The organism is Paenibacillus sp. 23TSA30-6 (assembly GCF_014858585.1).
Classification (GTDB): Bacteria; Bacillota; Bacilli; order Paenibacillales; family Paenibacillaceae; genus Paenibacillus.
Map to the genome: position 1 here is coordinate 139,218 of NZ_SLTL01000007.1, position 18,709 is coordinate 157,926.

Below are 18,709 nucleotides of genomic sequence, written 5' to 3' on the forward strand. Positions count from 1 at the left end.
AAAATAAAATTTATTGTACCATAATCAACCTGTTAAGCTGCAATATCCGTGTGATTTACAAACTTTCACTACAAGCTGTAATGTTGTATAATAATGAGATTCATAGCTACATATTTTGAATTTTGATAGGAGAGATTGCATTGAACGCTCAAAAATCCAACAAAAAAAAGCTTATACCTGTCATTGGCTTTTTTGTTGTGCTCGTCATTTTGCTTGGGGTGCTGCTCGCTTTGAATTCAGGCACTAAAAACAAGCTTTACGGCGTTTCCACAGCCTCGTTAAAACCTGCCACCCAAGAGCTGCTGAATGATCCAAACTATCAGCAGATTATTAAACCGGAGGATCTGCAAAGCAAAATTGACAAAAAGGAAAACTTTTTCGTCTATCATTTTGCATCTGACTGTGTTCATTGTCGCGCCACCACTCCCAAGCTAATGCCTTTGAGCAAGCAGGAAAACATCACCATGCACGAATTTAACCTGCGCGAGTATGAGGACGGCTGGGACAAGTACAAAATTGAGTACACCCCTACGCTCATCTATTATGAAAAAGGTGTGGAAAAAGAGCGCATGGTAGGTGGTTTGAAGGAAAATCCTTCCGACAACGGCTACACACTCGATGATTTCAAAGCCTTTTTTGAAAAATATAAAAAGAATGTAACTTCCTAAACAACGTCCACACGGCTTAGGCTACTGAACGATAAAGCAGCCCGATCCCCTTGAAACGGATCGGGCTGCTTGCTTTAATGGGCACGCTTCAAACTACATCGTGCCCTTCGTACCGGGCGAGGCAGAGCAGGAGCCGTCAGCCGCCTGTCTGCGCCTCATAGAAGCCTCAAGCGCCTGCTGACGCTGCTCATGCTTTTCCCCACGCCGCGGGCCTCTCTGCTGCGGGATGTTGGCTGTTATGGACGGCGATGCCTCCTCCACAGCCTGGCGTAGCACGGGATCGACGATTTCAATCGTCAAATCCCGAAAACCCGGCGGCTGGTGCTGGAGATCTTTCGAGCCAGCTACAACGGCTTCGGCAAGCTGGCGGGCGCAAGCACGCGCCTCGTTCACCAGCTTCTCCATGTTAATGCCCAGCGCCTGCGGAGACGCATGCGCCAGCTTGTGTACCGCGCTGTCCAGCAACATATGTCCACCGCGAAAATTTCCGTTACGGAAGTGATACAGCCCTACAGCAATTTGCAGCAAACCTTTATATACAGGGTCACGGTCCAGCTTTAGCCACAGCTCTTCCAGTACCTCGTGACATTCAAAATAATCCCGATCCCGATTGAAGTATACCAAATAAGTCACGTACAGCGGTTCGTAGGAAAGGTTTGTCATTTAATACTCATCCCTGTCTTCTTCCTTGGTAGAGGCTTCTAGCATCTCTTTGACCTCATCGTGAAGCAGCTTGATTCCTTCCATGTCGTGCCGCTCCCACAGCTCATTAAACCTGCGCTGCGCATCAATCGTTTCACTGATCTTATGGTAGAAATACAGTCGGTGCATACCTGTCAGCACTTTGGATACAATATTCGCTTCATCCTCAAACTTCTTCTGCGCTTCCAATATTTCAAGACGCATCGAAGACATCTCGTTGTCCAGTACGAAGGCCGCCTCGGCTGCCTTTTTTAACCGTGTACGCATATTATCTGGCAAGCTCTCACGATACTTATAGCTGAGGGAATGCTCAATGGTCGCCCAAAAATTCATCGCCAAGGTACGAATCTGAATTTCTGCCAGCACAATTTTTAATCCAAGCGCTGTTTGCACCGGATATTCCACAATCATATGAAAGCTGCGGTATCCGCTATCTTTATAATTGGTGATATAGTCCTTTTCATACAGTACGGTCAAATCCTTGCGTCTTCGAATGTACTCGGCTACCCGCCGGATATCCTCAACAAATTGGCACATAATGCGGATTCCTGCAATATCCTCGATTCCCGTCTCCAGCTGATCAGAAGGAACCTGTAATCTCTTCGCTTTATCGAGGATGCTTGATATTTTTTTCACCCGTCCGGTTACGAATTCGATAGGAGCGTATTCCTCGCGCTTTTTCAGCTCCGCACGCATTGTTTTGAACTTGACCTTAAGCTCCTCCACCGCCTGATCATATGGCAGCAAAAATGTTCCCCAGTCTCTTCCGTCCATCCCCGTACCTCCTGTCTCTTCCGACAACACTTTTTTATCTGTGATCTGCACCAACAGCCTCGCTAATGTGTCTAAAGCCGTCCTTTCGCAGCAGCTCACGCAGACCGGCATGTAATGTCCGGTTCACTTCTGGTCCCTCATAGATCAATGCTGTATAAATTTCAATCAGGCTTGCGCCTGCTTTAATTTTGTCGTAAGCATCACGACTGCTGAAAATGCCGCCCGATCCGATAATCGGCAGCTTGCCATCGGTTTGGCGATACACTCGTCCGATGACCTCTGTAGAACGGTCACGTAGCGGCTTACCACTAAGCCCGCCCGTCTCACCCGCATTCCGGTGCGTCAGGCCAGCCCTCGAAATTGTCGTATTCGTCGCGATGATGCCGTCCACTCCACTGGCCGCAATCGCGTCTGTCATATATTCCAGTTCCTCATCCGATACGTCCGGCGCAATTTTGACCAGCACTGACTTGGCTCCGCCATGCTTCGTTGCCTGTACTCCCATTTCTGCACGCACTGCTTCCAGCAGCGATTTTAGCTCACTACCATGCTGAAGCTTTCGTAGATCCGGCGTATTCGGTGAACTAATATTTACTACAAAAAAGTCCGCATACGGATACAGCGCGGAAATGCACTTCTCATAATCCTTATGGGCATCCTCATTAGGCGTGTTTTTATTTTTACCAATATTCACAGCAACCGGAACAGGCCGATGTTTCAGCGCAGCCAGACGTTTAGCCATGCTTTCCGCACCCAGATTGTTAAAGCCCATCCGATTCACTAACGCCTCATCGGGAGGCAACCGGAACAAACGAGGACGGTCATTGCCCGGCTGTCCCACAGGTGTCACCGTGCCTACTTCCATAAAACCAAAACCAATGGAAGAAAAACCGACAACCGCTTCCGCATTTTTATCCAGTCCCGCAGCCAGTCCAATCGGATTGGGAAAATGGATACCGAACAGATCGACGGCCAAATCCGGCGTCTCCTTGACCCCGTACATTCCCCGCAGCGCTGTCGCTCCCCCAGGAAGTGAGCCCGCATGCTTTAACCCGTCAATGACTACATGGTGAGCCGTCTCTGGACTCATTTTGAAAAAAACAGGTTTCACAATCCTTCGATACAACACGATTCATCCACTCCGTTCTATGCCCTTGCGCAATCCTAAAAAAACATCTCTACAAAATAGTTTAGCTTTTTCCATACCAAAAAGAAAGTAATTTGCGAGTGCAGCATCAGGAACAATTCAGTTGTCATGGAGATGTCATTGTAAATGTATAATCAAACCATTTACAATGGACATAGTAAGACAGGGCTATAGCCCGTCAGAAAAGAGGGATTGCTGATATGAAGACCAAGCGCAAGCCGCCAAGTCTGCAAAAGAAAAAGGACGAGGTGAACAAGAAAGCGATTGTATGGACCGCCGTCAGTTTTGTTCTCCTCATCATTGTGATTGTTCTGGTCGTTGTTTTGGCACAAGCGGGAAATCGTTAAACTACACTTAGCAATAGCGTTAAAGATTAATTTAGCCAGTGATAGGTTTTGCGGGGATTGGTCTGGTCCTGCTGCGGCTCAGTCGTAAATCGGGAGCCAGGCACAAGCACTCGATCAGGCAGTCCCCCGGTACCAATGACCACCTCCGTACCTGAAGGTACGAGAGCAAATAACTCCTCCACATCCTGTTTGCCCATGCGAACGCAGCCCAATGACTCATTTTTGCCAATGCTGTCCGGCTCGTTCGTGCCGTGGATGGCATAATTCGTTGCAGACAGTTGCATACCGCGGCTGCCAAACTCACCGTTGGACTTGCCGTTCGGATTTACGACTTTATCCGTAATAACAAACTTCCCTTCCGGAGTCCGCTCTCCGCCCAAACCGATAGGATAATTGCGGATCAGCACATTGCCACTCACCAATCCGAGCCTGTGCTTCGACTTGTCTACCACAATCCGCAGAGGCTGCCCCAGAAAAGGCCGTCCATACAGCGACGACGCCAGCAAAGGACTGCTTTCAGCCGACGAGCCAGCTTGTTGACTTGCTGCTCCTTCAGCCCTCTGTCCCTGTGAAGCAAGTAAACTCCGCATAGGTGTAAAAGCCTTCTTCATTCCGTCTGTCGTACCGTACATCATATTATCCGGAAAGCTTCCGGTCAGCTCATCGAGACTTTGAGGAAGACGTTGATGCTGCGTACGAAAAGCACGCATGGAGCTATTCAGCACAGCCAGTTCTTCCTGTCCCGCAGCCCATTGTAGACCTGCTTTTCGAAGCTTTTCACTGTCAGACGGCTTACAAGCACACGCTGCTGCGTCGTAAGACTGGACGGCTAAGCCTCCATTTCCTTTGTTTTGCAAGCTAAGCAGCGGCTGCATACGATCTCTCCAGAGCAGCCAAGAACCACTTTGCTCCATACCCAGCACTGTAGTCTCGGCCGGAAGACGACCAGCCTTTGCCAACATATCTGCAAGTGCTGTTCCTGCTGAACTGCCTGTGCGTGCTTGGGCCGTAAACATACCACCAGCACCAGGCCCACCGATCTGAGCCACTTTATTCGGGTCAGAAGTCTGCTCTCCTGCCACTTTGACATTGTCGGCTGCCACACGCTCTGTTCCAGGCGGAACGGATGCACTTTCCCTCGAATGACCCGGCGAATTGGCTGAAGGTACCCATATTAGAAGAAGTACCATCAACGTAGTTAGCAAATAACGCGTTCGAGCCGTTCTCCGCGCCTTCTCCTTGGACATCTGCACCACTTTATCCTGATACTCCATCCATACGTCTGCCGGAATCTGTTTATGCTCGAAGGCTTCGAACACTTCACCCGCGCGATTGAAACAATAATTTGCTTTACCCTCCTGACCACTGCTCTCATACTCTTTGCCGAGCAAATACCAGGCCATTTTATTATCAGGGTGCATTTTTACATACGATTTAAGATGAGGCGAATGATTCATCGGATCCTCCTGATCGTGTAGTCTTACCCTATTCTTTACTATGTATATCGGTCAAAACAGGCCATATGAACAGCACATAAAAAAACAGCACCGACAGCACCTTTTCACCGTTGTACGGCAAAGAGTGCTGTCAGTGCTGTGCCTATCCAAGATAGCGTAGACTTAACCTTCTTTATTGAAAGGCTCGTCTGCAACTTTAATAGAATCTGTAGGGCAACCATCGCAAGCATCCTGCATATCATCAAACAGGTCGTCTGAAATTGCCTTGATGCCTTGGTTTCCATCTCCATCAAAGATCACTTCAGCCAAGCCCTCATCGTCATAATCATAAATGTCCGGTGCTGTAGCACCACAGGCTCCGCACGCAATGCATGTATCTTTTTCTACCCAAGTGTATTTAGCCATAACTCTCCTCTGCCTCCTATACAATCAAACAAACCAGCTTTTGCATTCTATTCACATATTAATACAAACAATAAATTATTACAAATTATTTTCATTGATCCTTTATGCAAAAAATACTTATAACGTATGCCTACGTTGCTTTACACAAATCCACCAAAAAGTTTACTCAGGCGTCTGGAGATTGTCTTTTTGCAGCGAAGTTCCGCGCAGCTTGGAGTTCCGAAGAAGTACCGAAGGGTCATCTCCCAGCATCCCGGCGGTCAGAACTGCATTTTCGCCAAACTTGTCTCGCAATGCATCCATTGTCTTCAGCAAGCTTTCCTTTTTGGGCTGGTCCTTGTATTCAAATAGATCCAATTGAACAGCAGCTTCTTCCTTTGGGATTAGCTGCTGAAGCGTAATTCCAAGCAAACGAACAGGCTTGCCCTCTCCCCAATGTCGCCTATACAGCGCACAAGCTTCCTTATATATGTCCTCTGCGCTTTCCGTAGGAATACTCCTTACCTGAGAACGCGTAAAGGTCTTCATCTCCGGCGTCCGAATGGTCAGTTGAATACCTCCTGCCAGCATGCCATGCCGTCGAAGCCGGCGGGCTACCTGATCGCTAATATTGAGAAGCACCCGTTGGGCTTCCTCCAGCTCCACCACATCCATGGGCAAGGTAGTAGTGTGTCCGATCGACTTGTTCGGCTCCCGCTCGGTATTGACCGGAGAATGATTAATCCCGTTAGCAGCCAGCTTTAACCACGAGCCAGTCACGCCAAATACGCCAATCAGCACATGCTCGTCCGCCTTGGCCAATTGGCCAATGGTGCGAATGTTCATTTGCCGAAGCTTGTCGGCCGTTTTCCGTCCCACACCAAACAATTGACCACAGGGGAGATTCCACAAAACCTTTGGCACATCACGCAAGCGCAAAACAGAAATTCCGCGCGGTTTTTTCAGGTCAGAGGCCATTTTGGCAAGCAGCTTGTTGGGCGCCACTCCGATGGAGCAAGGCAGTCCCAGTTCGTCCGCTACTCTGCGCTGGATTTCCTCCGCAATCTCCATTGGCGTTCCAAACTGCTTGGAACCTGTAATATCCAGATAACATTCATCAATTGAAGTTGCCTCCAACATAGGTGTATACGAATAAGCAATGCTCATAAAAGCCTTGGAATAACGACGGTACAAGTGAAAATCAGGCTGAATCACGATGAGCTGCGGACAAATCCGCCGGGCCTGCTGGACGACCATCCCTGTTGAGATGCCCAATCGCCGGGCTTCATAGGAGCAGGTTACGATTACACCTCTGCGCAGCTCACTGCTGCCCGCGACTGCGGTAGGCAACCCCTTGTATTTCTCCGGTTCCTCCGCTGCATGAACAGAACAATAAAATGCGTTCATATCGACATGCAGAATAACCCGTCCACCAACCGGATAATAAGCACTGACATCTCTCATGCTCAACCCTTCTTTTAACTATAAATTATAAAATAACGCTATGCCCTATTTTACATGAAAATAAGGTTTTGCGGTCAAAAATGATATTTATATATTACATTTGAAGTCATAAGTTGGTATAATCAAAAATCATACGAATCAAGGCAGGTTGACACTTTTCTATTTTCCCGCGTTAAATCATCAAATAAGCTGCTTAAAAAAGCAAAGCACTACCAATCTATGCAATCCGCGAAGGAGGAGTCCTCATGTCCACCGCTATCTCTATCTTCGATACAACACTGCGCGACGGAACTCAAGGAGAAGGAATTAGCTTGTCTGCTGACGACAAATTGAAAATCGCCAAAAAACTCGATGATCTCGGTGTTCATTATATTGAAGGCGGGATTCCCGGGAGCAACAGCAAGGATATCGAATTTTTCAAACGGGTGCAAGAACTGGGACTAAAGGCCAAGATTGTTGCCTTTGGCAGCACACGCCGTAAAGATAGCATAGCGGCACAGGATGCCAACCTGCAACGGATTCTGGAATCCGGCGCCCAAGCGGCTACTCTCGTCGGCAAATCATGGGATTTTCATGTACACACAGCCTTACAGACGACACTCGAAGAAAATCTATCCATGATTTACGACTCCATCGCCTTTTTAAAGCAAGGGGGCATGGAGGTTATTTTTGATGCCGAGCATTTTTTTGACGGATATAAAAATAATCCCGAATATGCACTCGCCGTCATGAAAAAAGCGGAAGAAGCAGGCGCAGACTGGCTCGTCATGTGCGATACCAATGGCGGCACCATGCCGCATGAGATACAGGAAATTGTCACCACACTGCATAGCCAGCTCACAAGGTCAAAGCTGGGCATTCACACACACAATGACTGTGAATTGGCTGTAGCCAATACACTGAGTGCAGTGCAAGCAGGCGCGAGACAAATCCAAGGTACGATTAATGGATACGGCGAGCGCTGTGGTAACGCTAATTTATGCTCCGTCATTCCAAATTTGCAGCTCAAGCTCGGCTACGAGTGTTTGGACTCCGACAAGCTAAAGCAGCTTCACAACACGGCCCGCTTTGTCAGCGAAATTGCCAACGTGAATTTGCCAGTGAACCAGCCTTATGTCGGCAATGCTGCCTTTGCCCACAAGGGCGGCATCCACGTGTCAGCTATTCTGCGCGACTCGCGAACCTATGAGCACATCGCTCCCGAACTGGTAGGCAACAAGCAACGGGTGCTGGTCTCTGAACTTGCCGGGCAAAGCAATGTTGTGTCCAAGGCGCAGGAGCTGGGCATAACCCTTGATCCGTCCAGCAATGAGGCACGTGGGGTCATTAGCCGCATCAAGGAGCTGGAGCATCAGGGCTACCAGTTTGAAGGAGCCGATGCTTCGCTGGAGCTTCTCATTCGTGAAGCAGGCGGTGAAGTGAAGGAAATGTTCACATTTGAGTCCTTCAAGGTGCTGGTGGAGAAAACAGCGGGTCGCCCGGTTGTATCCGAAGCGTTCTTGAAGCTGAATGTTGCAGGCACAAGCGTTTATACTGCCGCTGAAGGCAACGGTCCGGTCAATGCGCTCGATAACGCACTGCGTAAAGCTCTTTCTCAATATTTCCCGGCACTGCGCGATATGCATCTGGCCGACTATAAAGTACGTGTACTCGATGAAAAGGATGCCACCGCTGCCAAGGTACGCGTGCTCATTGAGTCCAAAAATTACGAGGACGTATGGAGTAACGTGGGCGTATCCGAAAATGTAATTGAAGCCAGCTGGGAAGCACTGGTGGACAGCTTCCGTTATGCGTTGCTGGAAGCTCCGTCTCCGAAAAATCAGCAGAACGAACTATCGCCCCAAGGACTGGTAAATCACTGATTGGATGGTTGCTCTTTGATGAATGCTTTTTATTTAATAAGCGGTGTCTTTTGCGGTCTATTCGGCCCCTAAAGACACCGTCTTTTTTTGCAGTAATTCTATTTTTCGTTCCAGCTCACGTTCGTTAAGCATGCCGATTATGATTTCACGTACCTGTCCATGACGGTCAACCATGACATTCGTCGGAAATGCAGCACCCCCAAACCTTTCAAACAGCGCTCCTTGCTCATCCAACAAAACCGGAAATTGAAGGTTTAGCGAGCGGGAAAACTTTTGCACATCCTCCAACCGATCATAGCGTGTTACATTAATCCCATACACGTCCACATCATGCTTGTACTTGCTATATAGCCCATTCAGTACAGGTGCCTCCAAACGGCACGGATCGCACCACGAGGCCCAGAAGCTGATCACCAGCGCTTTATGATGCTTGGCTCCTATATTGTAGAATTTGCCGTCCAAACCTTTTAAAATTATGGAAGGAAGCGGTTGACCAGGCTGTATCTTTTGCATCACTTCTATAGCATCTAACCCTGTTTCTATCCCCTTGCCAGTTTCAAGTCTTCCCTCACCTTCATATTCCTCCTGAATTTGCACATTTTTAGCCGGTGCGCTCGCCGCATAAGTCATGTTTGTTGCTCCTCCCGATGAAGCTACTCCTACAACCAGCATAACCATCAGGAATTTAATAAAAACAACTTTTTTCACAGTCCAATCACCCGGCCTTTCATCTGGATTACTCTCACCTTCTCCATATGGTGCCCATCCTGCTCCCACCTCTAACCCTTCCAATCTGTACAGGTGCACAAAAAAAACAGCAAACCCACGAATGATCGCAGACTTGCTGTAATGTTGTCCTATATTGAAGCTTGTGCCTTGTACTGAATCAGGCATGGCTTAAATGAGCATACACATCTGCCAAATTGGTCACATTACGCTTCAGCATTTCCTGAACGTATGCCACCCACAGCTTTGCCGTCATTTTCGCATCCTCTAAGGCATGATGCCGCCCCTGAATCGGTATGCCCTGATAGGTCAGCAACTCATCCAAACTATACGTTTGATGCTGCTGCGGCTCCAGCCATTTGGCAAGCATCATCGTATCCAGAACACGGTGAGTCAGTTGCACTTTAGATGTTTTCCATAACGCAGCATTCAGAAAAGCCTTGTCATGAGCGCTGGCATGCGCTACAAGCACCCGCCCCCCTACAAAGGACATAAAATCATGCAGCCCATCCATAAGCGGCAAAGCCTCATCCGTCATTTCCCGGGTAATCCCGGTAAGCTCCGTAATGTGCTCAGGAATTGCCGTACGTGGATTGACAAGCGTGTAAAAATGTTCTTTTTCCATTATCGTATCTCCAACAACCCGAATCGCACCGAACGATAAAATCTCATCTCCATGCTGCGCTGAAAATCCCGTAGTTTCCAAGTCAAAAACAACCGTTTCCAAACGCTCCAGCGGGGTTCGCAATACCTCTGAGCGCCGTTGCTCCCGAGTTAAGGAACGGATAAAGGCCATCTGCTGAGCCGTAGGAGCTCCCATCACAGAAGCGATGGCCGACGGTACCCCTCCTCTGCGAAGAGCGCTCCAAAAGCCGCCTCCCTGCGCTGGTTCCTTCATGACCTTCTCCCTTCCGTAAACCGCAACTGTCTTTGCAGCGCACGATGTAGCCTCCGTACCGTCGAAAGCGCCTCGCGCAGTTCATGCCAGCCCTTACCTTGCTTCAATGGTTTGACAGCAAGGTAACCCTTGCTAACCAAGAGTCCGTTCTTTTCCTGCACCGGAGTAGCCATCCGAAGCTGTAGCGCGATCCGAAAGGCCCGCTCACAAGCATCCAGCAAAGGTGACGGTGCTGCTTCCAGCAGCGCGAGCCGCCTGAGCCTTTTCAACGTAGAGGTCTCCTCCACCCCGTGCTGCAAAGCCCAAAACCGTACTGCATTTACCAACGGGATGTACAAACCGTATTTTACATCAAAATCACCCGCGTGCTCCCCGAAGCGCTCGGTAACGATCTGACCCAAAATATTAAGTGTCGCTTTATGCCTTACCGTGTTTCTAAGTACCGCGGACGGCAAATTGGGATGCTTACGCAGCAACGCATAAAAGCTCCGCTTCCATTCTGCTGACAATTGCTCGTCTCCAGCGATATGCCTCATATCAGAAGAGATAATCAGATAACGAATCGGCTCCCATGCAAAATCATCGGACCATTTTGCCAGCTGCTCCTGCCACTCAGACAACGTTTGGCGCCATAGCGGCTCTGAACACATCACTTTCCCTTCACATTTCGGATATCCCAAATATTCCAGCATTGCAGATATCCTCTGGCCGAACTCCATAAAATATGATTCTTTCCCGACAGATGCAGTGTCACTAATAATCATACCGTTATCTTGGTCACTCCATAGCGTCGACTCCGAGCGTCCCATGCTGCCGAAGGCTATAAATGCGTAAGGGACGGGAGGAAGGCCGAAGCCATCCTCAACCATCCCTTTTTCGCACATTTGCACAGCTCTGGCTGCAATGCGGTCATGCATATCATTCGCCGTTTGTAACCAGTCTGATAACGGAGCGGAGGCTTGGGAAGCCAGCAGCCATTTTTGAGAATCGACCCTGGCCTGCCTTAGCGATTCAGGCGTATTTGCATGATCAATCGCTTCGGCTGAACTCACCCAAGGTGCCGTATTTTGCAGTTCCATACTTCCATCTCCTCCGCTCATTCATACTGGCTCTTTATATTTTACATATTAGCTTACAGTCCCAGAACGCTTCTCAGCCTCGGCAACCAGCTTCATTTGCTCAGGATAGCCGTACGTACCATGCTCGCTGATATCCAGCCCCATCGTTTCTTCTTCTTCCGTAACACGAATTCCCATAATGGCTTTCATTGCACCCAGAATAATGAAGGAAATGACGAATACGAAAGCAAATGTCCCTACCAGTCCAAGCAACTGTACTCCCAATTGCGTAAATCCGCCACCATAGAACAACCCCGCTTGACCAACACCTGTTATTTTCACCAGTTCAGGAGTAGCAAACAATCCTGTGGATATCGCACCCCACATCCCTGCAATACCATGGACGGAAAATGCATATACCGGATCATCTACTCTTGCACGCTCAAACCATTGTGCTGTGAAGAAGGTAATAATCCCTGCTACCGCACCGATGACCAGAGCCGCCCAAGGAGCTACAAATGCGCACGCCCCTGTTATTGCTACCAAAGCCGCCAGTACACCGTTCAGCATGGACGGAATATCCGCTTTTCCATAGACCATCCAAGATACCAGCAGGGCAAATACTCCACCTGCCGCCGCCGCAAGATTCGTGGTTACCGCCACATACCCGAAAAATCCGTCATTCATAGCCGATACAGCACTACCCGGGTTAAATCCAAACCAGCCGAACCAGAGAATAATAACCCCCAGAATGGAGTATACCTGATTATGTCCAGGGATAATATTCGGTTTGCCGTCCTTGTTGAACTTGCCCAGTCTCGGTTTCAGCAGCAATGTAGCGACGAGTGCCGCCGTAGCTCCTGTCAGATGGACTACCGTCGAGCCGGCATAATCCTGCATGCCCAGCTTGCCGAGCCAGCCGCCGCCCCATACCCAGTGAGCTACAACCGGATAGATTACGATGGAGAACAAAATACCGAAAATGATGTATACACTTAATTTTGCACGCTCTGCCATTCCCCCGCATGCGATAGAAAGAGATACCGCAGCAAAAGCAAAGTGGAACAAAAACATGATTGTAATCGGAACATCCAGACTTGAAAGGGAGTCAAACGATACAGCAGCATCCGTGCCGCTCATGAAGAAACCCGTCAGCCCCATAAATCCGTTACCGCCATCGTTACCGAAGCCTAGCCCGAACCCGAGAGCCCAGAAGGATAATGCTGCAACGCCCGTGGTGAGAATCGTTTTACCAGCGACATGCCCCGCATTCTTCATTCGTGTGGAGCCAGCCTCCAGCAATGCAAATCCCGCCTGCATGAAAAATACAAGAATAAATGCCAAGAAGGTAAACGCCGTGTTTAATCCCGCTTGAAGCTGAATATTTGTCGGACCGTCAGCAGCGAACGCACCTACCGGAAAAGCCAGTACCGTCAGCATGGACAGTAATGCAACAAACCACTTTTTTCTCATGAAGCCCACTCCCTCAAATGTTAAGTTTCTTTACATTTCATGAAATTCTTATTGTCATTATAATCAGAATACATGAAACTTGACAAGATTTTTTTTATTATTCGAAAAAAAAGTGATCTTGAACTTTCCATGTCACGTTTACTAACTATAAAAGTAGCTTGTTTCATGGGCTAGAAAAGCATGACGTTTGACTGTACGGTTGGGAATCATGTAAAATATTTTTATAAGCACTCTGTTTGCAGATGCGTAATATTGAAGGCTGAATGAAGAGCGCGAGGTGAGGACAGATGGGGATATGAAGCTATATCGAATTGGCGAGCTAGCCAAGACGGCTGGTGTCAGCGAACGGACCATTGATTATTATACGAAGCTCGGTTTGATCGCACCTGAAGAACGGTCTTTGAAAAATTATCGGTTATATAATGATGAAACTTTAAAAAGGCTTGAACGTATTAACCAAATGAAACAAGAGAAGTATAGCCTCGAGGAAATTAAACAGACATTAATGAAGTGGAATTCGGTTCCGGGCGAAGAGCACGTCACCGATAAGCTGACAAGTCTAGAGATGCACATGCAGCGCCTGGAGCGCGAAGTCAATGAGCTACAGCCTCTTCTGGGGCAGCTCAAGCCCGTTCAAGCACGTAAGCTGCTTACTGGTCTACTACCGCAAAGCGCCGCTTGTATCGAAGCTCTGAAGTATTTGCTGGAGCACAGTTCTATGATGTAGATCCCCGGGCTGTTTTGATGAAATAATAATGGAGGGTTGCTTTATGATGGGGATGTATATATTGATTATTCTTGCGTTCGGTTTATCCTTATGGGCGCAATTTCGTGTGAAAGGTACTTTTAACAAATGGTCTGATGTTCCCAACGAAAACGGGTTGACAGGCTACGATGCCGCCCGGCATATGCTGGATCGCAACGGTTTGCACGATGTGCCCATTGAACCTGTACCTGGCGCGTTATCTGACCACTATGATCCGATGCAACGCGTAGTACGCTTGTCCGAGCCTGTATATTATGAAAAATCTATTTCCGCAGTTGCTGTGGCTTGTCACGAGGTCGGTCATGCGATTCAGCATAAAGAGCATTATCCTATGTTAGCGCTGCGTCACCGGATTTTCCCGATTGTCAACTTCGCATCTGGCATTGCACCGTTTCTGTTGATTGCCGGGTTACTGTTCAGCTACACAAACCTGATTGGCTTGGGCATCATCTTTTTCTCAGCTACTGTTGCTTTTCAATTAATTACATTGCCGGTCGAATTTAATGCTTCCAACCGTGCCCGTGAAATTATGGTGTCCGAAGGATTTATCCGCAGTGATGAAGAACGAGGTGTGGCTAAAGTATTGAATGCCGCTGCATTAACATATGTGGCTGCCGCTCTCGTTTCCTTACTGGAGCTGATTCGCCTGATCGGCATCTTCAACAGCCGTGACTAATCGCTTTTGTAGCAAAAAAAGGTTGTTCCTCCCCATGATGATGGTAGAGGAACAACCTTTTTATATTTTATCCAATTCCCTATACTCGCCTGTTGTTAGTCCGCTTTAGCACTTCCATCCGTCACAGTACCGCTACCTTGAAGACCAAAATATTGCAACAAAAAAGTGCGGAACGATTTGGCAACCAACGGAAGCTTGTCATCTCTACGGTGAATTAAGCCAATGGTTCGCGTCACCTCGGGATCAACAATGGACACCCTCGCGGGCTGGAGCGGATTGGTCTGGAACAACGCCATCTCCGGCAAAAGACTGACCCCCATACCTGCGGCAACTAATCCGCGGATCGTATCCGTCTCCTCGCCTTCAAAAGCGATGTCAGGCGTAAATCCGGCCTCCAGACAAGCTTGCCAGACAATCGGACGCAGGGAGTAACCGTCTCTGAACAAGATGAACTTTTCTCCTTTAAGCTGATCCAGCGTGATGTGCCCGGCAGAAGCCAAAGGATGATTAGGGGGAAGAACCGCAAACAGCTCCTCGGTCAGCACCACATCTCCCTCGACATGATCATGACGATCCGGAAAAGGGGATACAAAAGCCAAATCCACCTCACCCGCCAACACATCACGGATCAAACTTGGGTACATCCCCTGTTTAAATCTGAATTTAACATTCGGATACCGTTTACGAAATTCAGCCACAACCGTAGGAATAAGATGAATGCCCAAACTGTGCGGGAAGCCGATACGAATTTCTCCACCCTCGGGGTCTAAAAACTCATGGACCTCCAGAACAGCCCGCTCCAAATCCTTTATAATCGTTTCAACCCGTTTGCAAAATAACTGCCCCACCGGTGTAAGCTGCAAGTTGCGGCCCTTTTGCATAAAAAGGTTAACCCCCAGCTCCTCTTCAAGCTGATGAATTTGCCGACTGACCGCAGATTGCGCCACATGCAGCTCCTCGGCTGCCTGAGTGACATGTTCCTTTTGCGCTACCTTCATGAAGTATTGCAACTGTCGTAATTCCACTCCGTTATTCGCTCCAATCTATTTTTCAACATCCGGAAGAAGAGGTTAGACGAACCCCTTCCTCTTTCTTGCCCTGCCGACTTACGGTAAAGCTGTCTTTAGTGACGTTTACGTTGGCCAGTCAATCTGATCATTAATCCATACAAGAAAAACCCGCTGAGCAGTCCTCCAAAATGGGCGGTCCAGTTAATATTCGCCACAGCGAACGAAAACAGGATACCAAAGCCGAGCAGCGTGTACAGTGTTTTGCGTGAAGCTTCATCCATCAGCGTCCGCTGAAACAGAGCAACGTACAGAAATGCGCCGTAGATACCATATATCGCTCCTGACGCCCCTACAGAGACCGTGGTTTCCGCTACCATGTTGTAATGCGCAATGGACAGCACGTTTCCTACAATGCCTGTAGCGAGGTACAGCAGCACGTAGCGAAAGGACCCCAGCAGACGTTCCAGCGGTGGAGCAAATACGAGAATCGCAAAGGAATTAAAGAAAAGATGATCAAAACCCGCGTGTAAAAACATAGCTGACACATACCGCCATAACTGGTCGGTAAACGGCTCCTCATTGATCAAGGCCCCATACCGGATTAGTGTCAAACTATTTTCCGATCCGCCATGTACGGTCAGCACAATAAACATCACGATATTGATAAGCAGAATCAAACAGGTAACCGGGTAAAAACGCAAATAACTTTTCCAGTTCTCATACCGTAAAAAAATCAAGGCAATCCTTCCTTCATGGGGTGTCTCCACCTTATTCAAATTGGACAATGTCTTTTATAAAAGATTATAATAGATTTCAGCAACGATAACCAATGCTAAAAACCAAGGAGGCTATTACATATGGCACAAGAACGTAAAGAAGCTGCTACTTTTAAAGGCAATCCTTTGACTCTCGTGGGTCCTGAACTGAAAGTTGGAGATCAGGCCCCTGATTTTAAATTGCAAAAAAATCTGCTGGAAGCTGCTACGCTTCAAGATTTTGCAGGTAAAGTCAAGCTAATCAGCGTTGTTCCTTCTCTTGATACAGGCGTGTGTGACGCACAGACTCGTCGTTTTAATCAAGAAGCGGATTCTCTCGGAGATCAAGTCGTAATACTGACTGTCAGCGTGGATCTGCCGTTTGCCCAAGCTCGTTGGTGCGGTGCTGCGGGTATTGACCGTGTATTGACACTGTCCGATTACAAGGACCATTCCTTCGGCGAAGCCTACGGCGTGTTTATTAAGGAATTCCATCTGGATCATCGCGCTATTTTCGTGATTGATCAAAACGATAAAATCGCTTATGTAGAATATCTGAGCGAAATGTCCGAGCATCCTGACTATGATCAAGCGATTGCAGCGGTGAAGAAGCTCGTCTAATTCATTCTGCTTACATTAAGGCTGATTCGAATATTAAAAAAGCGAGTGAAGGGTTGCCTTCCTCGCTTTTTTTGACGTTGGTCTGCCACGTTGCTGCTCACACGTCCGCAATCACTGTACGACCTTATGAGCGGACAGTTTCTTGTCAATCACGGCAAACAACTGCAAAATAATGCGATAATTTGCACCCATGTCCCCCAGCGATCCGCGCGAAGCGGAATAAATATCCACAGCACTCCGAACTGGCGAGACGGACAATATAGAAACGGTAATGTCGACAGTTCTGCCGAATGCCGTTCGCTTCTCAAGCGTAATCTCACCTACGGATGGCACCTCATGTAGCACCTTGTATCCAGGAATCTTTTTTAAAACGGACGATACCTCTTCCCAGGCCCTGTCTCTCGATAAGTTATAATAGCGTGTCTTCATTTGGGGGTCTTTGACCCGGTCGCTTGTACCTTCTTGGCTGCGCACAATCCCCACCAGAGTCCTCTTTAACGACAAGACATTTCCTCCTTCACGATAATCGTTGCTGAATACAGCACATCGATTTCCCTTTGATGCAAGCGCTTTATAAAAACGTTAAAGCAACAAAGTGAACCCGATCATACCTGTGGTATGCGATTGAGTACCTTATTTCTTATTTTAGCATTATTACATACAAAAAACACCCTGTTTCTGCACGGAGCAGTATCAGGGTGTATTGATTACGTTATAGAGTACCCGCCGATGCCGTCCGACCATAGCGTCTTCTGAACCTGCTTTAGCAGGTGGGTGATCGCAGGACAAACTTTTGAAGTCCCCTTGTCAGAATTGACAGGGCTTTTCAGCTGTCCACCCGTATTGATCTCCCTAGACATTGTCATTGGTTCAAAACAACAAATGACCGTAACGTGCATCGCAGGATGTGACCTTATTATAGCGCTTCTCACTCGGAAAGTAAATGCTAGGAGAAATCTGTTTTATTTTTGGAGGTTATCACTTTTCTTGTCTTCCGTGATACCTGCCTCTTCGTCTTTTTGCTTCATCTTTTCCATCTGATCCTGCATTTTGAGGAACGTTCCATAAAAATTAAAGAAAGCGAACCAGGCCACCACACTACCAATGAAGAACAAGAACAGCACAGGGTATTTGACTCCAATAAAGATAACAATCGCGCTACCGAGCATGGTAGAAAATACACGGAACGGTCGAATGAGCGTCAGCAAGACCGCATTTTTGATCAGTTGTCCGCTGGACATATGATAATGAGCAACCATCGAGAAAAAGTTAAACATGGATACGAGCAAAATAATAATGAGAATAAGCATGATAATGCCTACAATTTGCAAATTGCTGAGCTGCGTCATATACACGGTATAATCCACATACATAATGACAAACAGTAGCGTGTAAAAGATGCCTCCGATCAGGCTCTGCTTATAGTTTTCCTTGTATCCTTTAAAGAAGATACGAAACACACCTGCATCCGTATCGCCCATTACCCATTTGCGGACGACGGTAAACATGGCTGATGTAGCCGGAAATAAAGTAAGCGGTGCCAAAACAGCCATCGCCCAGTTCATTTGTAAAGATTCATTAGCCAAGTTCTGATTCATCACAAGTAGTTTGAGTATGAGACAGAAAATAAAAGGCGACGAGCATAACACCCATAACAAATTGGTAGCCGCCAGTCTGGTAATCCATTCAGTCAGGCGATAAATACCACCCATAGCTCCTTTAAACTCCAACGTTAGTCTCTCCCTCCGCAAGCCCTGGCAGTTCCACGGCTCATGTTGCTGTGCCTGTAAATTCCGGCTGTTGACTATATCATACCGTATTTCATCCCCAATGCGCCAGTGAAATCAACACTTCAACCGTCGAAGCAGGTTGCTAAGAAGTTTGCACTTTTTGATCTCATAGCAAAAAGCCGAAGCGAGCA

Annotated in this window: 20 protein-coding genes and 1 other RNA gene; 6 read left to right on the plus strand and 15 right to left on the minus strand. The window is 47.8% G+C overall.

Annotated features, from left to right (window positions below; all coding sequences use genetic code 11):
* Positions 1 to 140 precede the first annotated feature (140 nt).
* Positions 141 to 668, plus strand: coding sequence for a thioredoxin family protein (locus E0698_RS08545; RefSeq protein WP_192511274.1), 528 nt, complete (start codon positions 141 to 143; stop codon positions 666 to 668).
* Positions 669 to 761: 93 nt separating this feature from the next.
* Here E0698_RS08545 and E0698_RS08550 read toward each other — a convergent pair whose 3' ends face one another.
* Genes E0698_RS08550 through E0698_RS08560 form a run of 3 tightly spaced genes read right to left on the minus strand, consistent with a single transcriptional unit; the run spans position 762 to position 3,273 of the window.
* Entirely contained in the window at positions 762 to 1,331 is a 570-nt protein-coding gene (locus tag E0698_RS08550) for a DUF309 domain-containing protein (protein WP_192511275.1), read from the minus strand.
* Positions 1,332 to 2,144: a GTP pyrophosphokinase gene (locus E0698_RS08555; protein WP_134910304.1), complete on the minus strand. Its 813-nt coding sequence runs from the start codon at positions 2,142 to 2,144 to the stop codon at positions 1,332 to 1,334.
* 34 nt (positions 2,145 to 2,178) lie between these two features.
* Positions 2,179 to 3,273 carry a quinone-dependent dihydroorotate dehydrogenase gene (locus tag E0698_RS08560; protein ID WP_192511276.1) on the minus strand — a complete coding sequence of 365 codons (1,095 nt, stop codon included), beginning with the start codon at positions 3,271 to 3,273 and terminating at the stop codon, positions 2,179 to 2,181.
* 218 nt (positions 3,274 to 3,491) lie between these two features.
* Here E0698_RS08560 and E0698_RS08565 point away from each other — a divergent pair, with 218 nt between their 5' ends.
* Entirely contained in the window at positions 3,492 to 3,638 is a 147-nt protein-coding gene (locus tag E0698_RS08565; protein WP_014280871.1) for a hypothetical protein, read from the plus strand.
* A 26-nt stretch (positions 3,639 to 3,664) separates the two neighbouring features.
* Here E0698_RS08565 and E0698_RS08570 read toward each other — a convergent pair whose 3' ends face one another.
* The 3 genes from E0698_RS08570 to E0698_RS08580 form a co-directional block, all read right to left on the minus strand.
* The gene (locus E0698_RS08570; RefSeq protein WP_149094887.1) at positions 3,665 to 5,095 is read right to left on the minus strand and encodes a L,D-transpeptidase; all 1,431 of its coding nucleotides are present in this window, start codon (positions 5,093 to 5,095) and stop codon (positions 3,665 to 3,667) included.
* Positions 5,096 to 5,257: 162 nt separating this feature from the next.
* Positions 5,258 to 5,500: a ferredoxin gene (locus tag E0698_RS08575; protein ID WP_014280869.1), complete on the minus strand. Its 243-nt coding sequence runs from the start codon at positions 5,498 to 5,500 to the stop codon at positions 5,258 to 5,260.
* Positions 5,501 to 5,662: 162 nt separating this feature from the next.
* A complete protein-coding gene (locus E0698_RS08580) occupies positions 5,663 to 6,943 on the minus strand; it encodes a DNA polymerase IV (RefSeq protein ID WP_134910307.1) in 1,281 nt (426 codons plus the stop codon).
* Positions 6,944 to 7,188: 245 nt separating this feature from the next.
* Here E0698_RS08580 and cimA point away from each other — a divergent pair, with 245 nt between their 5' ends.
* The gene (cimA, locus tag E0698_RS08585; protein ID WP_192511277.1) at positions 7,189 to 8,805 is read left to right on the plus strand and encodes a citramalate synthase; all 1,617 of its coding nucleotides are present in this window, start codon (positions 7,189 to 7,191) and stop codon (positions 8,803 to 8,805) included.
* 57 nt (positions 8,806 to 8,862) lie between these two features.
* Here the strand turns inward: cimA and E0698_RS08590 are convergent, their stop codons facing one another.
* The 4 genes from E0698_RS08590 to E0698_RS08605 all read right to left on the minus strand — a co-directional run bounded on the left by E0698_RS08590 (position 8,863) and on the right by E0698_RS08605 (position 12,960).
* Entirely contained in the window at positions 8,863 to 9,513 is a 651-nt protein-coding gene (locus E0698_RS08590; RefSeq protein WP_337916185.1) for a TlpA family protein disulfide reductase, read from the minus strand.
* A 178-nt stretch (positions 9,514 to 9,691) separates the two neighbouring features.
* Positions 9,692 to 10,429 (minus strand): exonuclease domain-containing protein, encoded by a 738-nt coding sequence (locus tag E0698_RS08595; protein ID WP_192511278.1) that lies wholly within the window; start codon positions 10,427 to 10,429, stop codon positions 9,692 to 9,694.
* On the minus strand, positions 10,426 to 11,508 hold the full coding sequence (locus E0698_RS08600) for a DUF294 nucleotidyltransferase-like domain-containing protein (RefSeq protein WP_192511279.1): 1,083 nt from the start codon (positions 11,506 to 11,508) through the stop codon (positions 10,426 to 10,428). The genes E0698_RS08595 and E0698_RS08600 overlap by 4 nt, the downstream gene beginning before the upstream one ends.
* A gap of 48 nt (positions 11,509 to 11,556) precedes the next feature.
* Positions 11,557 to 12,960, minus strand: coding sequence for an ammonium transporter (locus E0698_RS08605; protein WP_149094890.1), 1,404 nt, complete (start codon positions 12,958 to 12,960; stop codon positions 11,557 to 11,559).
* Between the two features lie 295 nt (positions 12,961 to 13,255).
* Here E0698_RS08605 and E0698_RS08610 point away from each other — a divergent pair, with 295 nt between their 5' ends.
* Together E0698_RS08610 and E0698_RS08615 are read left to right on the plus strand one after the other, a co-directional pair.
* Entirely contained in the window at positions 13,256 to 13,687 is a 432-nt protein-coding gene (locus E0698_RS08610) for a MerR family transcriptional regulator (protein ID WP_187644882.1), read from the plus strand.
* A 43-nt stretch (positions 13,688 to 13,730) separates the two neighbouring features.
* Positions 13,731 to 14,402 (plus strand): zinc metallopeptidase, encoded by a 672-nt coding sequence (locus E0698_RS08615; protein ID WP_134910312.1) that lies wholly within the window; start codon positions 13,731 to 13,733, stop codon positions 14,400 to 14,402.
* Positions 14,403 to 14,497: 95 nt separating this feature from the next.
* Here the strand turns inward: E0698_RS08615 and E0698_RS08620 are convergent, their stop codons facing one another.
* Both E0698_RS08620 and E0698_RS08625 read right to left on the minus strand, forming a co-directional pair.
* Positions 14,498 to 15,427 (minus strand): LysR family transcriptional regulator, encoded by a 930-nt coding sequence (locus E0698_RS08620; RefSeq protein WP_014280860.1) that lies wholly within the window; start codon positions 15,425 to 15,427, stop codon positions 14,498 to 14,500.
* Positions 15,428 to 15,525: 98 nt separating this feature from the next.
* Positions 15,526 to 16,149 carry a rhomboid family intramembrane serine protease gene (locus E0698_RS08625; protein ID WP_134910313.1) on the minus strand — a complete coding sequence of 208 codons (624 nt, stop codon included), beginning with the start codon at positions 16,147 to 16,149 and terminating at the stop codon, positions 15,526 to 15,528.
* A 120-nt stretch (positions 16,150 to 16,269) separates the two neighbouring features.
* Here E0698_RS08625 and tpx point away from each other — a divergent pair, with 120 nt between their 5' ends.
* Complete coding sequence (tpx, locus tag E0698_RS08630; RefSeq protein WP_134910314.1) at positions 16,270 to 16,788, plus strand: thiol peroxidase; 519 nt, start codon at positions 16,270 to 16,272, stop codon at positions 16,786 to 16,788.
* 111 nt (positions 16,789 to 16,899) lie between these two features.
* On the opposite strand, the gene E0698_RS08635 is transcribed toward tpx, so the two are convergent.
* From E0698_RS08635 to E0698_RS08645, 3 genes are all read right to left on the minus strand, one after another.
* Positions 16,900 to 17,292 (minus strand): DUF1499 domain-containing protein, encoded by a 393-nt coding sequence (locus tag E0698_RS08635; RefSeq protein ID WP_192511280.1) that lies wholly within the window; start codon positions 17,290 to 17,292, stop codon positions 16,900 to 16,902.
* A 212-nt stretch (positions 17,293 to 17,504) separates the two neighbouring features.
* A non-coding RNA gene (gene ssrS / locus E0698_RS08640) (6S RNA) lies at positions 17,505 to 17,698 on the minus strand.
* A 52-nt stretch (positions 17,699 to 17,750) separates the two neighbouring features.
* Complete coding sequence (locus E0698_RS08645; RefSeq protein WP_192511281.1) at positions 17,751 to 18,518, minus strand: YesL family protein; 768 nt, start codon at positions 18,516 to 18,518, stop codon at positions 17,751 to 17,753.
* Between the last annotated feature and the right edge of the window lie 191 nt (positions 18,519 to 18,709).

Coding starts and splice junctions, on each gene's coding strand:
- cimA (WP_192511277.1), top strand. CDS start 7,189: ATGTCCACCGCTATCTCTATCTTCGATACAACACTGCGCGACGGAACT.
- E0698_RS08580 (WP_134910307.1), bottom strand. CDS start 6,943: ATGAGAGATGTCAGTGCTTATTATCCGGTTGGTGGACGGGTTATTCTG.
- E0698_RS08595 (WP_192511278.1), bottom strand. CDS start 10,429: ATGAAGGAACCAGCGCAGGGAGGCGGCTTTTGGAGCGCTCTTCGCAGA.
- E0698_RS08570 (WP_149094887.1), bottom strand. CDS start 5,095: ATGAATCATTCGCCTCATCTTAAATCGTATGTAAAAATGCACCCTGAT.
- E0698_RS08605 (WP_149094890.1), bottom strand. CDS start 12,960: ATGAGAAAAAAGTGGTTTGTTGCATTACTGTCCATGCTGACGGTACTG.
- E0698_RS08555 (WP_134910304.1), bottom strand. CDS start 2,144: ATGGACGGAAGAGACTGGGGAACATTTTTGCTGCCATATGATCAGGCG.
- E0698_RS08550 (WP_192511275.1), bottom strand. CDS start 1,331: ATGACAAACCTTTCCTACGAACCGCTGTACGTGACTTATTTGGTATAC.
- E0698_RS08615 (WP_134910312.1), top strand. CDS start 13,731: ATGATGGGGATGTATATATTGATTATTCTTGCGTTCGGTTTATCCTTA.
- tpx (WP_134910314.1), top strand. CDS start 16,270: ATGGCACAAGAACGTAAAGAAGCTGCTACTTTTAAAGGCAATCCTTTG.
- E0698_RS08610 (WP_187644882.1), top strand. CDS start 13,256: ATGAAGCTATATCGAATTGGCGAGCTAGCCAAGACGGCTGGTGTCAGC.
- E0698_RS08565 (WP_014280871.1), top strand. CDS start 3,492: ATGAAGACCAAGCGCAAGCCGCCAAGTCTGCAAAAGAAAAAGGACGAG.
- E0698_RS08575 (WP_014280869.1), bottom strand. CDS start 5,500: ATGGCTAAATACACTTGGGTAGAAAAAGATACATGCATTGCGTGCGGA.
- E0698_RS08600 (WP_192511279.1), bottom strand. CDS start 11,508: ATGGAACTGCAAAATACGGCACCTTGGGTGAGTTCAGCCGAAGCGATT.